Origin of the sequence: Methylocaldum sp. RMAD-M (genome assembly GCF_017832375.1) — a bacterium.
In the GTDB taxonomy this organism is placed as follows: domain Bacteria; phylum Pseudomonadota; class Gammaproteobacteria; order Methylococcales; family Methylococcaceae; genus Methylocaldum.
In genome coordinates this window covers 1-13,360 of the sequence record NZ_JAFIBZ010000051.1, presented here as the reverse complement: position 1 = coordinate 13,360, position 13,360 = coordinate 1, and the positions used below count along the sequence as shown (strand labels likewise).

Sequence of the window (13,360 nt, the reverse complement as noted above, 5' to 3'; positions counted from 1 at the left end):
AAGCGTCACGGGGAAGGGCTGACGCAGATACCGGAGTTGAGCCTTCCGATGAATCACGGGAGTGCTCCGGCTTCGGTTCCGGGTGAGGATCGCCCGGCCGAATCGGTATCCCCGGTCATCGACCACTTCGCTCTGTTCGACGATCTCGCGGAAGAGCCGGAACCGGGCGCGTCGTCCGTCGGATCCGAGCCGCTCGGTTCCGTTCCTGAACCCTCTGCGGTAACGACTGTGGCGGATGACTGTTGGTTCTGAGTCCGAGTCGGACCGACGGTCAAGTCGCGATCGTCTGAACCTTACCCTGGAAGGGGCAAACCTTACCCCTTCGGGGGTGAGGCTTGCCTCCTTTTTTCTGGAGGCAAAACGATGAAAACGAATCGAACCCTAAACAATGCGTTCCCCATCGTCGCCGCGGCGTTGGGCGACAAACTGGGCGTCAAGGTCCGCGTGGGCGGACAGGACGCCGGGACCGACGGCGACATCATCCGGGTCCCGGCCTACGACGGCGACGATCCGGACTACCAGGACGTCGCCTGGGGCTACCTCGCCCACGAGGCGGGCCATGTCCGTTATACGGCGTTCGACTATTTCGCGCAGGCGGCTTCGCTGCCGATTCGGAAGGCCATCCTCAATGTCCTGGAGGATGTTCGAATCGAAAGGCGCTTGGCCGAGCGGTATCCCGGTACCCGGCTGACGATCGAGAAGACGGTCCGAACGCTGATCGACACGGGCGATTATGCGGTGCCACCGCCGGAGGCTCATCCGGCAGCGGTATTACAGAGCTTTCTGCTGTTCCACCTTCGGACGCGGGAACTCGGACAAACGGCCCTGTCGGATCTCGCGGATACGGCGGAACGCCTGCTGGAGGACCGGTTTCCGACCGGCGCGGTAACCCGTTTGTTCGGACTGCTGTCGGAGGTTCCGGCGCTGAGCGGAACGCGGGAGTGCCTGAGCCTGACGGATCGCATCCTGCGCATGATCGAGGAAGAAGTGGAGAACGAAGAGCAGCGATCCGCTTCCGGCGGCCGGAACGGGGCAGGCGATCCGACCGGAACCGCCCAGGCCGATCCTACGGCGGGCGATTCGGACGATCGCGCCCCGACGGACGTCCCGAACGGGCCTGCCGACGCTGCGCCGGAGGGTGATCCGCATGCAGCGATCGATGGAGGCCGTGCCTCACCGGCCTCGGTCCCACCAGACGGCGCGGCCGACGATCCCGCCCGCGTCCTTCGGGCGGTGCTGTCCGCGGGAGCCGGCGATGTCGCTCGGGATCTCTTCGAATGCGCCCGGGAGGCGTTGAGCCTCACGGCGTCCGAAACCGCGAGCCTGGTCTTTCCGACGGCCGACGAGCCACCGAGCCGACCGAAGGACGGTCAGGGGCTCCTCGACAAAACGGTGAGGGAATCGAGCCGAATCCGGGCCACGTTGCAGGGCCTGGTGCAAGCGAGCCGGCTGAACCGACCGGCCCTGAAGGCCTCGGGCCGCAAGGTGTCGGGCAACCGGCTCCACCGGCTCGCAACCGGCGATGCGCGGGTGTTCGAGCGGCGCTCGCCGCAGCCGGCGCCCAATACCGCCGTGCATGTGCTTCTGGATCGGTCGCCTTCGATGGAGCACACGGTCGTCCACGAGCAGAAACCTGTGGGGCGGCGAATCGACATCGCCTGGGAGGCGTGCGTGGCATTGGTCCTGGCGCTGGAAGGCATCCCCGGTGTGAATCCGGCGGTCACGGCCTTTCCGGGACACCAGGGCCGTGCCGACAGCGTCTACCGGGTGATGGATCACGCTCAACGGGTACGGCAGCGGGCGCCTCATTTCGGTTTTGACACCGACGGCGGCACGCCGCTGGCCCAAGGCCTCTGGTATGCCGCGAGCCGATTGCTGGCCTGTCGGGAACCCCGCAAGCTCATTTTGGCGTTGACCGACGGCGAGCCCGACTGCCTGGAAGCTACGCGGGATATTCTCGCCCGCTGTGCCGCGAGCGGGATCGAAGTGGTGGGGATAGGCCTCGGGATCGAGGTTAGCCACCTCTTTGAATGTTCGATCTCGATCATGCAGCTCCATGAGCTTCGAGCCCGGTTGTTCGAGCTGTCTCGCGATCTCCTGGTCGCGGCTTGAAACCCAGGCGCCGGCTTCGCGCCGGCGCCTTTTCCCCTGTCCTTGCCACAGGCGAAGCCAGCGGAAAAGCCGATTGTTCAGACGCTCGTTTCGACGGGCGTCGATCCTGCCTTTGGCAGGCGTTCCGCCACAAGGCGGCGGGGAAACGAACCTTCTCCGAGCCGGGTGCGTCAAGACCGGTCATCCGACGCCTGCGGGAACATCCCGCAGTCAATTCAACATTCATCCCGCCGGGAGACGTCCTCCCGGTTCGGGATCGGCGTTTCTCCGGTGGTATTCAGCCCTAGGAGAAACGCATGGATAAAGACTTCGTATCGACTTATCTGACTTTTTAAAGGAAGCCTCAGACGCTGAAATCAACCGAGAGCGAGCAAGACTTCAAGCTCTCAGTAGCACGCTTACCGATTCCGAGACGAAGCGAGATCTTCGTTGGATGATCGGCAAGGTCATAGAAGAGCTTCAAGCTCGATCTGAGGTTGCGGGGCTGGAGAATCGGCGCAATACGCGAGAGTAAGACGCCCACGAGGGCGTAGTTTCTCCAGCAAGGCCTCGAATTCTTCGTCGGGGACATCGAAAGCCATCAGCGCGCGCCTTTCCAAAAGACGGCGTTGTTTGGTGCCGTCGAAGACCTGAAAACGTTTTTCGTTCATCAGAACACCTTTAGCGGGCAATCGCCGTGCAAAGGCACAGCTCTGAGATGGCCTCGCGGGGCGATGAGCGCATCGATCTCGTAGAGCTTTTCCATGTGAGAAGGATCGCCGGTGATCGCGAATTGTTCGATCGCCTTCCAGGCCTCGTCAAGGTAATGCTGTTTGCCGCCCTCGATCATTTTTAATGGCATCAACAGGCTCCGTGGTTTGTTCGGTTACTCAGGATACCCCGGAGCGATGAATCTGCAACCCCCGAAGGGAGATCGCTCCCTGACGGGGCTTGATCCCTTCGGCTTGCTAGCAGGAGGGATTAGTTATGAAACCCAAAGCATTTGCCAAGAAACTCGAAGCGATCGCGGAAGATCTCTTCGGCGTCACGGAGAGCGAATATGAGGCCGTATGCCGCTACCATGGCCTCTCGCTGCCGCCGCTTGAAATCGTCTTTCGCCGCTGGCCGGGGAAAGGCGAGTCCGAGCTGGCCAAGCTGCTCGTCGGCGGGCTCAATGGTGGAGATCCCGCCGAGCTGTTCCGGGGCCTGACGGACGAGGCGGTCTTCAAGCTCCACGAAGACATTCTTCAGCGGACACTGCATACGCTGGGCGATAGCCGCGTGGGCGAAGAGACCCGGCAATCCATTTTTCAGTGGATTGCTTCGAACGACGAACAGCCGTTCAGCTTCGTCACGTGTGCCCGCGTCTGCGGGTGTGACCCTGACGAGTTGCGCGAGCGGTTATTTTTCTATCTCCGGCGGCAGGAACGCCGGAATACGCGCGCGGCCTAATCTAGGCTCGCGTGCAATATGTAGCGTTGTTAAACTTTCGTTGTCCCTTCGGGAGCCGGTTTCCCGAAGGGGGCTGTGCTCCCGTTTTTGATTGGAGCACAAAAATGAGCACAAGTATGACGTTGCCGATCGAAATCTACGACATCTTAGAACGTCACTTCGGGCATGACGACAGCCGCCAGGTGGCGCATGCCATCGAGGCGAGCCTCACGCTGATCGAAAACCGCAGCATCGAGGTTGCCCAGCAGAAAAAGCTGGAGATCATCGAGGAACTGCGGAAGGAGTTGGCGAGCAAGGAGGACGTCCTCTCGGTAAAGGAAAGCCTGCATCAGGACATTGAATCATTGCGCAGGGAATTACTTGCCGTAATCGGTCGGGTCGATGCCCGAATCGACGGCTGGGAGCCGCGCATGGCAACCAAGGCGGACCTGGTCCAGTTGGACAAGAAGTTCACCATCTATTTTCTGGTGCTCCTGTTCGCCATTCTGATCGTAAACAAGGATGCGATTACTCTGCTGGGAACTCTACTGGGCCTGACCCGGTAAGTCCTTATCCTCCGTTCTGGTAAGCAGGACGGATGTTCAATCTCCATCGGGGAGACCCAATCTCCGACGGGGCATGGGTTTCTCCGATTTTTGAGGAAGAATCCCATGAGCACAACGCTATATATCCGCGATCGGATAGGGGACTACATTCCTGCCGATTCCGATCTCATCATCGCCGAGGCCAAACGCCGCATCGCCGCCAAATTCCGGCGGGGAGCCGCCTTGACCTCGCCGGATGCAGCACGGGACGCCGTTCAGATGAAACTGGCCGAGTACGACCGCGAAGTCTTCGCCGGTCTGTTTCTGGACAATCAACACAAAGTGATCACATTCTCGGAGTTGTTTTACGGCACCATCGACGCCGCCAGCGTATATCCGCGCGAGGTGGTCAAGATGGCATTGGACTGCCATGCGGCGGCGGTGATTTTCTGTCACAACCATCCGTCCGGTTTGGCGGAACCCAGCCAGGCGGACAAGGCTATCACCGAGCGGCTCAAAACCGCCTTGAATCTGCTGGACATCCGCGTCCTCGACCATTTCATCGTCGGTGCCGACGCGGTCTATTCCTTCGCTGAACACGGTCTGCTGTAGGGAACTCCGCTAGCCGTAACAGCCGCAGCGCCTTTTCAGGCGCGCGACGGCCATTTTCATCACCCGACCGGGGAAACGCTTCCCCGGTGGGAGCGCTTCTCCGGTTTTTCAACGATCGGAGAAGCTTTTCATGAGGATCAGGGGATCGAGCGCTGCCTCGGCTATCTTCTGGTCGCCGCCGGTCACGGTGTTTTTGAACCGACCTTCGGGCGAGTCGATGTGATCCCCGGGGAGGCGGAGCTTCACAACCGTGCCCTGAGTGCAGCCGAAATCCAGGGTCTCGACGAGGCCTGCGAGATCGGCCAGGGCGCCGTGTTCTACCCTGCCGAGGCGCCGGGCGGTTCGATCATCGTCTCCACGTGGACCGGCGACCGCATCGCCGAGGCCACTCGGACGGGCCAGCGCCTCCACTTCCGCCGAAGCGGGAAAGCCTTCGTCGGCCGAGGAAAACTGGGTACCGCCGTGTTTTTCAAGCGGACCGACTGACCTCACCGACGTTGTTTCAACCCGTCCGGGGCCGCGCGTTCCCGGAAGGGAATGACGTCCCCGGACCCTTTCCAATAACGGAGGATGTCATGAGGTGTTCAGAACGGCGGCGACGTTTCCACAGTCTCGTGGTCGCGGCGTGCAAGGCGTCAACCGACGATCTGGTCGCCGTGTTGCGTCATCATGCGGACCGGATGACGCTGCTGCATAAGGCGGCCGTCATTCGTGTGCTTGCGTTCAGAGGTTATTGCAGCCCTGGCTTACCTTACCCGGAAGCCAGGCAAGCGGTTCGCAAAAGTTTGGGGATCTGAGCCGGACCCACCGGCCGATCCCCAAACGAACGGTACTTTCGTTGCGCGTGGTCAGCCGCCACGCCCTTCAAACATCTGACCCCCTGGGGGAGACGCGCTCCCCGTCAGGGGAAATCTGTCTCCTCCGGGTGGATTTCGAGCAATCCGCCCCGTACGCCGGGGTTTCCTTCAGCGCCCCGGCGGACGTTGAAGGAAATCCCGATGGCGGGGTTTCTTTTTTCAAGAGGAGACACAGCATGACGACTCGATCATCTCTGGAATCCTGGGAGGTGCGGAACGCGGCCCGCGGCGCCTGGCTGACCGTCCTGGGTGCTCTCGCGCCGGAACTGGAGGCCGCCTTAGCGAGGCCCGGAAGGCATGTGCCGTGTCCTGTCCACGGCGGACGCGACGGCTTTCGGCTGTATCGGGATGTCGAACAGACCGGGGGCGGCGTCTGTAACACCTGCGGCGCCTATCCGGACGGATTTTCGCTACTGATGTGGCTCAAGGGATGGAGTTTCCCCGACGCACTCGAAGCCGTGGCGAATGTTCTAGGGCTGGTCGGCACGAAGCCGGTCATGCCCGTCCGCCGACGTCCAGCCACGCGCCCGGTCGTCAAGACGGACGATGCGAGAACCCGGGAAGTCCTCCGGGCCATCTGGCGCGCCGCACGGCCGGTCGATCATCCGGATGCGGAGCCCATGCGCCGATATCTGGCTCATCGGGGACTGGCCGTTAGAGCGTCCGACCTGACCCACCTGAAGTACCATCCGGCGCTTCAGTACTGGACCGAGGACGGACGCTTGGTCGGCGTGTTCCCGGCCATGCTCGGCCTGGTCTTGTCCTCAGCCAGCGAACCGGTGACGATTCATCGGACCTTTCTGACCCCCGACGGCCGGAAAGCGCCGGTCGAATCGCCGAAGAAGCTGATGCCGGTTCCGGACGGGAAACGCTTGTCCGGGGCGGCCATTCGGCTGAGTGTGCCGGATCGCCTGCTGGGGGTGGCCGAAGGAATCGAGACGGCCCTCGCCGTACAAGAGGCGACGGGCCTTTCGACCTGGGCCACGCTCAACGCGGCGCTGATGAAATCGTTCGAGCCGCCGGAAGGCGTTGACAAGCTCCTGATCTGGGCGGACGACGATCCGCTCCGAAAAGGCAAGCGCGCAGGCCTCGAGGCGGCGGAAGGGCTATGGAAGCGTATGTCCGATCGCGGCCTGGCGGCCGAGATCTGGCTGCCGGACCGGTTCCGGCCAGCCGAAGGGGAGGGCGTCGATTGGCTGGACGTTCTGGTGACACAGGGTCCGTCCGGGTTCCCGTTCTCGCGATCGGCCGGTCGGCGCGCCGCTTAGGAGGGGTAAGACATGGGCATCGTCGATACAACGCTCGTGGATACGGCTCCGGGCGGTTATCCGGGCAATCCGTTCGCCCCGCCGTCTGGCTGGGAGGGCGACGACGAGGCATACGTCCAGCTGATGCGGGAACGTTTTCAGCGCGATCCCTGGCTGCGGCAGCGGCTCGGGATGGTCGCCTTCTATCGCCGTAATGGACGGCCGTACCGGATGATAGGCCCTTGGCGGGAAGCCATGGAGGGCATCATCGTCGCGGTCTGCCGACGGCTTGAATAAAGTAGAGTGGAGGATGGCGACATCGATGACGGCGGCGAGTAAGTCCGTCTGTTGTAGCGGTTATCGGGAACGCGCGCCAATGCATGCGCCGTTCCTCAACGTGTGAACCGTGCCTGTCTTTTTCGCGGTCTGACGAAAGGGACGTCGCTGTTCTGATTGCCGGGCCTGCGGCCTGTCGGCATAACGAATGAAACCGGATTCCCGTTGAACCGCGGGCGTCCGGGCCTTTTACCGGCTACAAGGCGCAACTGGCGGGCATAGCCATTGAAAAGATTCCAGCTGCCTACACCAGCAAAACGTGCCACGCCTGCGGGCATATCAACCGCAGGAAGAAACACGCCTACCGTTGCGAACGCTGCGGTCGGCAGGCACACGCCGACGCCAATGCCGCGATGAATATCCGTGATTGGGTAGGCTTGTGCTGTCCGTTGGTTCTTGAGGCTCCGGCGGACGGGCGGCATGACACCGCCCTGAACATGGTACGGGAACCGGCTGGCGTCTAGTCGGTCGTGGACCAAGAACGTAAATAACCCGCGACTGAAGTCGCAGGCTTTATTGTGAAGCGCAGACATGGTTGCCCATATCCACACTCCCGACATCAGGCGTATTTACAGCCGCCCTTGGCGAGACGGCGATCTCGCCAATCCGGGCAAGGTTCCGGCTGGCGTTACAGTCGCTGTGCGCCCGGAGACCACAGTGAGGGCACTCGAAACGGTGTTTCGAGCGCTTCCCCAACCCTCCACAACACGAGCAGGTCTGGCTGGTATAGGCCGGGCTGACATACTCGACAGCGATGCCCGCCACTTTCGCCTTGTATTCGACGAAGGTCTGCAACTGCCGCCATGCCCAGCGGTGCAGGCGGCCACGCATGCGCTTGCCCGCCTTGATCCGCTCCCGGATATGCGTCAGGTCTTCCATCGTGATCTTGGCGACACCGGCCTGGATTGCCGCCTGAACAATGGCCTTGCTCGTTTCGTGGTTGATGTGCTTCACATGCCGCGCCTCCTTGCCGGAGACCTGCCGGAGCTTTTGTCTCGCGCTCTGGCTGCCGTTGGACTGAAGACGACGGCGCAGGGCAAGGTAACGGTCGCGCCGGTCGCGCAGATGCTCGCCGCCGAAGACCTTGCCCGTACTGGTGGCGGCGAGGTTGTTTTCTCCGACATCCACGCCCATCACGGGGCCGGATGCCACGGGTTCAACGTCGCCAGACTCGACGACGAGGTTGAGAAACCATTTCCCTTTGCGAAAGACCAGCTCCGCTTCCTTCGGCTTGCCGGATTCGAGAATGCGGCGCTGGTGTTCGCCAAGGCGCATTGGCACCTCAATGCGCCCATCGAGGGTATAGAGCGAGACCGTCTCGCCCTTGAGGGAATAGGTGCGCTTGTCGAAGTGGACGCTGGCGCGGTCGAAGCGGATTCCGGGAACCGGCGCGTCCTTCCTGATGCGACCGAGTTCTTTTTGCGCCTTGTACGCCTTGCACACCGAGAAGATGGCGTTGCAGCACATCTGGCTGCCCAGCGGTGTCGCTTCGCGCAGCATCGTATAGGTCCGCTGGTGCAGACCGACGCGGTTCCACAGACGGTACTCGCGCACGATGGGAACAAGACGGTTGCACGCATCCGCGTAAGACGCTCGCAGGCGAGCGAGCGCGTCGGCCTGCGCCGCGCTCAATTCCAGCCGGATCGACGCCGTGCGCATCATCGCTTATCGCCTCTTAGTGACATGCTCGGAACGTTCGATGTAGCAACGGATGGTCTCGGCGCTGACATTGCCCGCCGTGCCAACGTAGTACGACGGCGACCACAAGCTTCCGCCCCACAGCCGCTTCTTCAGCGCCGGGAACGTCTGGAACAGACGGCGGGCCGTGACACCCTTGAGCACCTTGACGGCATCGGCTACGGCAATGGCAGGCGGGATGCTGACAAACAGGTGGATGTGATCCGGCTGAATCTCCTTGGAGATCACCGGCCATCCCCGTTCCATGCAAATCGCGTCTAGCATTGCCCCCGTTTCCTCAGCAACCGTTCCGGTCAGCACATCGCGCTGATACTTCGGACACCAGATCACATGGTAGGCTGTTTGGTAAACACAATTACGGTTCGTGACTACTTCGACCATGCGATACAGTGTACACCACATGGTGCGCTTCGCGCACCCGCAATTCCTCCCCTGACTCAAGTCAGGGGTTTCCTTGCGGAGATTCTATGAATCTCTCTAGGTCTGTCTTCGGGAATCCCCAACTTCAGGCGGGGAAGGATGTCAATACCTTGCGCGCAGTTCATCGCCTCGCGAATGAAAACAAGAGCCTGGCGCTGTCACAGATCGCCACGTAGACCGCAGCTTTGGTGGAAAAGCGTAGTTGCTATACCTCTCAAAGAACCAGCTGCCGGCTTTGAGTCCCGGTTGGCCGTGATCGCCTCGCGGTGTCGGCCAATGCGTACACACTGTCAGTAAAAGCGCACACCAAAATCAGCCTTTTCCGACTTGCGACTGACCGGGGCCACTGGAAAAATTGTGCGCGCTAGGAATCCGTTAGACGGTGTGGCCGTTCCCAGCCAGGAGACCGGAAAGACCGGTCTGACAGGACTCTTCGCTGTCAGAACGCTTTGTTACTGGGATACAAGGAATCGCTAGGATGTCAATCTTTTCCAGCCTTCTTAAGGCCGGGGCGTGTTTGGGCGCCAGGGCTAACACATCGATCATCGCAAGCGCCGCTGTCGCGGCATCTCTGGCCGGCCCGGCCTGGGCCGGGTCCGTGACCTACACCTACGATACGCTGGGGCGGGTGATCACCGCTACCTACAGCAACGGGGTGGTCATCACCTACAGCTATGATGCGGCGGGCAACCGCACCAGCCATCTGGTGACCGGAGCGCCGAGCTGATCGGCCGCGCCATCCGGTTTTTTTCCCACGTCTCAAGTCAGCTTCGCGGCCGATCCACGTCAGTTGGACCGGTCAGAGGCTTGCGGGCGTATTTTCGTGAATTGAATCCATTTTCGAGGGCGTTGGCCTCACCGGACACATTAGGGGAGATAGGAAGATGTGGCGACAGCTCAGCGTGTCGATTTTTTTGGCGTTGTCGGTTCTCAGCGGTCCGCTCGCGGCCGACGGGAACGTCAGTTTCGGCGGCGGCGTGCCGGCGGTGGTGGACGAGTCGAGTCCGGCCTTCGGCAAGGCCAAGCCCGCCGCCCCGGCCAAGGCGCCGGCACGCCCCGTGGAATCGTTGCCCGGCATCAACCGGGCGATCTTCTCGCCGGTGACGCCCGAGGAATCCGAGCAGGCGATCCAGTCCCGGCCGGTGCCCGCTGGCCTGAACCAGCCGGCCACAACCGACAAGACCTCGACCGCCCCCTTGAGCACGCTGCGCGTCAGTGGCGATGCCGCCCCGGCCGGCCCGGCGTCCATCACCGAGCTGGCGCGCGCCCTGCGCAACGATCCGGACCTGATCTACGAGTACGTGCGCAACAACATCGAATACTATCCGGTATGGGGCGTGCAGAAAGGTGCGCTCGGGACGATTCTGGACAACCAGGGCACCGCCTTCGACCAGGCGGCTCTCATGGTGTCGCTGCTGCGTCAAGCCGGCTATACCGCCAGTTATGTCAAGGGGCGCATCAACCTGACCGCCGCCCAGATCCACGACTGGCTCGGCATCGACACCTCGAACGTGTGCGCCGTATTGAACCTGCTCGCCAACGGCCAGGTGCCGATCGCTTCGGTAACCGCCACGGCGGCGGGCAGTTGTCCCGGTTCGACCGCGGCACTAGTCAGCATCAAGATCGACCATGTGTGGGTGAAAGCGACCCTCGGCGGAACCGCCTACCACTTCGATCCGAGCTTCAAGCCGCACACGATCAAGGCCGGCATCAACCTGACCACGGCCAGCGGCTACAACGCCTCCACCTATCTGACCCAGGCGCGGAGCGGCGCGACCATCACCGCGGACTATATCCAGGGCGTCAACCGCACCAACATCCGCAACAATCTCACCGCCTATGCGACCAATCTGACGAACTATCTTCGCACCAACCTGCCCGCCGGCACCGTGGACGACGCAGTCGGCGGCAAGACCATCAACCCCCACACCGGCGGCAGCCTGCGCCAGACCGGCTTGCCCTACCGGGACACCTCGGTGGCCTTGACCGAATGGACCGCGGACATCCCCGCCAATTACAGACCCACCTTAAGGATCCAATACCAGGGCATCGACAAGACCTACAGTTCGGATGCGATCTACGGCAAACGCCTGACGATCACCTACAACGCCTCCAACCAGCCGGTGCTCATGCTGGATGGCGCTGCCCAGGCCACCGGCACGGCGGTAACGCCCGGCACGGTCGGCACGGTGAGCTTCACCATCACCCATGGCGCCTACGCGCAAACCTTCGCCAATCAGGCGTTCACCCAGCAGATCAAGGCCGGCGGGACGTTCCTGGTCGGCAACGGCTGGGGGCCTGCGGGCCGAGGGCTGGTGGAGTTACATCAGAAGCGTTTGGATGAAGCCAAGGCGGCGGGCACCGCCGACACCTCCGAGCTGGTGCTGGGGTCCAGCCTCGCGGTGCTCTCGTCCACCTGGATCGCCCAGGTCAACGCCTCCGACTACCTCACCGACCGACTGGCGCAAACCAATACCCTGTTCCACCACCAGATCGGCATCGCCGGCTACAACACCGCCCCCTACGTCGACCTGCCCGGCAACTTCCTGAGCGTCGTCAGCCAGACGGCCAATGCCGCCAAGGAGGCCGCGGCCTTCTACAGCGACGCGATGCACTCGAGCATCTTCGAATCCACGTCCGTCCAGCAGACCGCAGGCGTCAGTGCGGTCTCCACGGTCAAATTGATCGACCTCGCGGCGACCAACAACGACCGCATCTACGATGCCAAATCGACCAACTACACGAGCGTCGTCCAGCCCAACCTGGTGGCCTGTTCGGCCTGGCTCAGCACCTTCCAGAACGCAGTCAACGCCGGCCGTCGCCTGATCCTGCCGACCCGCTGCAATCTGGCCGAGAACAGCTGGTCGGGCGTGGGGTATTTCGACATCCGGGCTGACGCCAGCGGCTGGGGGATCGGCGCCATCATCGGCGGCGGTCTGGCCGGCGGGTTTTCGACCACATCGTTGTCTCAACCGGCCTACACCGCGGCCACACAGAACAGCATGCCGGCTCAAAACGGCAGCCTGCTGCAAACGATCGGGAGATTTTTCAACGACCCCATCGACATGGCCAAGGGCCATTTCGTCTACGCCCACGAGGACATGACCGTCGGCACGGGCGCCTTCCCGCACGCGCTCAACTTCCGGAAGCTCTACAGCTCCGGCCTGCGCACCCAGGCCGGCCCCCTGGGCAAGGGCTGGACCCACAACCTCGCCGCGTCCGCCACGGTGAATTCGGACGGCTTCCAGGGCCTCGGCGAAGACTCCGCCCTCGATGCGGTGACCACCCTCGTCGAAAAGCTGGTGGCCCTCGACCTCCTCAGCGATACCGCCAAGCCGCTGGACAAGATGGTCATCGCCACCCTGGGCCAGCGCTGGTTCGGCGACCAGTTGATCGGCAACACCGTGATCGTCAAGCAAGGCCTCAACGGCGAGGTCTTCGTCAAGCTGCCGGACGGCACCTACAACCCGCCCCCCGGTAACGCGGCGCGGCTGATCAAGAACGCCGACGCCACCTATTCCTACGAAACCCTGCACCGCGACCAGCTCACCTTCAACGCGGCCGGCCGGATCGCCACCTTCCAAGAGGCCAGCGGGGTCCAGGTCAAGTTCACCTACACCGGCAACGACCTGACCCAGGTACAGAACAGCCTGGGCCGGACCCTGACCCTGACCTACAGCGGGGGTCGCGTCACCCAGGTGAGCGACGGCACGCGCAGCCTCGGCTACGCCTATGACGCCAACGGCAATCTGACGACCTTCACCGACGCCACGGCCAAGGCCACCACCTTCCAGTACGACCTGCCGGGGCGGATCACCCAGCTGTTCTACCCGGCCAACCCGACCACCGCGTTCGCCACCAACGTCTACGACGCCTTGGGCCGGGTGCAGACCCAGACCAACGCCAACGGCAAGCTCTACACCTACTACTTCGCGGGCTCCCGGTCCGAGGAGACCGGCCCCCTGGGATTGAGCCGGGTGTCCTATTTCGACGCCTTCGGCAAGGAGCTCAAGGCCATCGACCCCGAAGGCCGGGTCACCACGCATACCTATGACGGCCAGGAACGGCTCATCAAGACCGTCCTGCCGGAAGGCAACTATCTGACCTACGCCTACGACGACGC

15 protein-coding genes are annotated in these 13,360 nt (G+C 62.5%); 10 read left to right on the top strand and 5 right to left on the bottom strand.

Annotation, left to right across the window (positions count from 1 at the left end; genetic code table 11):
• Both JOD69_RS23945 and JOD69_RS23940 read left to right on the top strand, forming a co-directional pair.
• The coding region (locus JOD69_RS23945; protein WP_210024350.1) for a hypothetical protein at positions 1-252 on the top strand (252 nt) is incomplete at its 5' end.
• A 111-nt stretch (positions 253-363) separates the two neighbouring features.
• On the top strand, positions 364-2,112 hold the full coding sequence (locus tag JOD69_RS23940; protein WP_156881470.1) for a nitric oxide reductase activation protein: 1,749 nt from the start codon (positions 364-366) through the stop codon (positions 2,110-2,112).
• A gap of 446 nt (positions 2,113-2,558) precedes the next feature.
• Here JOD69_RS23940 and JOD69_RS23935 read toward each other — a convergent pair whose 3' ends face one another.
• Together JOD69_RS23935 and JOD69_RS23930 are read right to left on the bottom strand one after the other, a co-directional pair.
• Positions 2,559-2,762: a hypothetical protein gene (locus JOD69_RS23935; protein WP_086133860.1), complete on the bottom strand. Its 204-nt coding sequence runs from the start codon at positions 2,760-2,762 to the stop codon at positions 2,559-2,561.
• Positions 2,762-2,953 carry a hypothetical protein gene (locus JOD69_RS23930; RefSeq protein ID WP_139841047.1) on the bottom strand — a complete coding sequence of 64 codons (192 nt, stop codon included), beginning with the start codon at positions 2,951-2,953 and terminating at the stop codon, positions 2,762-2,764. Before JOD69_RS23930 ends, JOD69_RS23935 begins: the two co-directional genes overlap by 1 nt.
• Before the next feature lie 125 nt (positions 2,954-3,078).
• Between JOD69_RS23930 and JOD69_RS23925 the strand changes: the two genes are divergently transcribed.
• From JOD69_RS23925 to radC, 3 genes are all read left to right on the top strand, one after another.
• Positions 3,079-3,543, top strand: coding sequence for a hypothetical protein (locus JOD69_RS23925; protein WP_086133858.1), 465 nt, complete (start codon positions 3,079-3,081; stop codon positions 3,541-3,543).
• A 104-nt stretch (positions 3,544-3,647) separates the two neighbouring features.
• Positions 3,648-4,088: a hypothetical protein gene (locus JOD69_RS23920; protein ID WP_139841046.1), complete on the top strand. Its 441-nt coding sequence runs from the start codon at positions 3,648-3,650 to the stop codon at positions 4,086-4,088.
• Positions 4,089-4,193: 105 nt separating this feature from the next.
• Positions 4,194-4,679, top strand: a complete 486-nt coding sequence (radC, locus tag JOD69_RS23915; protein WP_156881469.1) for a DNA repair protein RadC — start codon at positions 4,194-4,196, stop codon at positions 4,677-4,679.
• A 108-nt stretch (positions 4,680-4,787) separates the two neighbouring features.
• Here the strand turns inward: radC and JOD69_RS23910 are convergent, their stop codons facing one another.
• A complete protein-coding gene (locus tag JOD69_RS23910; protein WP_156881468.1) occupies positions 4,788-5,171 on the bottom strand; it encodes a hypothetical protein in 384 nt (127 codons plus the stop codon).
• Between the two features lie 83 nt (positions 5,172-5,254).
• Here JOD69_RS23910 and JOD69_RS23905 point away from each other — a divergent pair, with 83 nt between their 5' ends.
• The 3 genes from JOD69_RS23905 (at position 5,255) to JOD69_RS23895 (ending at position 7,080) form a co-directional block, all read left to right on the top strand.
• The gene (locus tag JOD69_RS23905; RefSeq protein ID WP_156881467.1) at positions 5,255-5,476 is read left to right on the top strand and encodes a hypothetical protein; all 222 of its coding nucleotides are present in this window, start codon (positions 5,255-5,257) and stop codon (positions 5,474-5,476) included.
• Positions 5,477-5,712: 236 nt separating this feature from the next.
• Complete coding sequence (locus tag JOD69_RS23900) at positions 5,713-6,804, top strand: toprim domain-containing protein (RefSeq protein WP_156881466.1); 1,092 nt, start codon at positions 5,713-5,715, stop codon at positions 6,802-6,804.
• Between the two features lie 12 nt (positions 6,805-6,816).
• A complete protein-coding gene (locus JOD69_RS23895; RefSeq protein ID WP_156881465.1) occupies positions 6,817-7,080 on the top strand; it encodes a hypothetical protein in 264 nt (87 codons plus the stop codon).
• A gap of 552 nt (positions 7,081-7,632) precedes the next feature.
• On the opposite strand, the gene JOD69_RS23885 is transcribed toward JOD69_RS23895, so the two are convergent.
• Positions 7,633-8,781: an RNA-guided endonuclease TnpB family protein gene (locus JOD69_RS23885; RefSeq protein ID WP_156881464.1), complete on the bottom strand. Its 1,149-nt coding sequence runs from the start codon at positions 8,779-8,781 to the stop codon at positions 7,633-7,635.
• Between the two features lie 3 nt (positions 8,782-8,784).
• Complete coding sequence (gene tnpA, locus JOD69_RS23880; RefSeq protein ID WP_086133849.1) at positions 8,785-9,198, bottom strand: IS200/IS605 family transposase; 414 nt, start codon at positions 9,196-9,198, stop codon at positions 8,785-8,787.
• Between the two features lie 517 nt (positions 9,199-9,715).
• Between tnpA and JOD69_RS23875 the strand changes: the two genes are divergently transcribed.
• Entirely contained in the window at positions 9,716-9,964 is a 249-nt protein-coding gene (locus tag JOD69_RS23875; RefSeq protein WP_086133848.1) for an RHS repeat domain-containing protein, read from the top strand.
• A gap of 157 nt (positions 9,965-10,121) precedes the next feature.
• Positions 10,122-13,360 (top strand): DUF6531 domain-containing protein (locus JOD69_RS23870; RefSeq protein WP_245245753.1); only part of this gene is annotated, 3,239 nt, incomplete at its 3' end.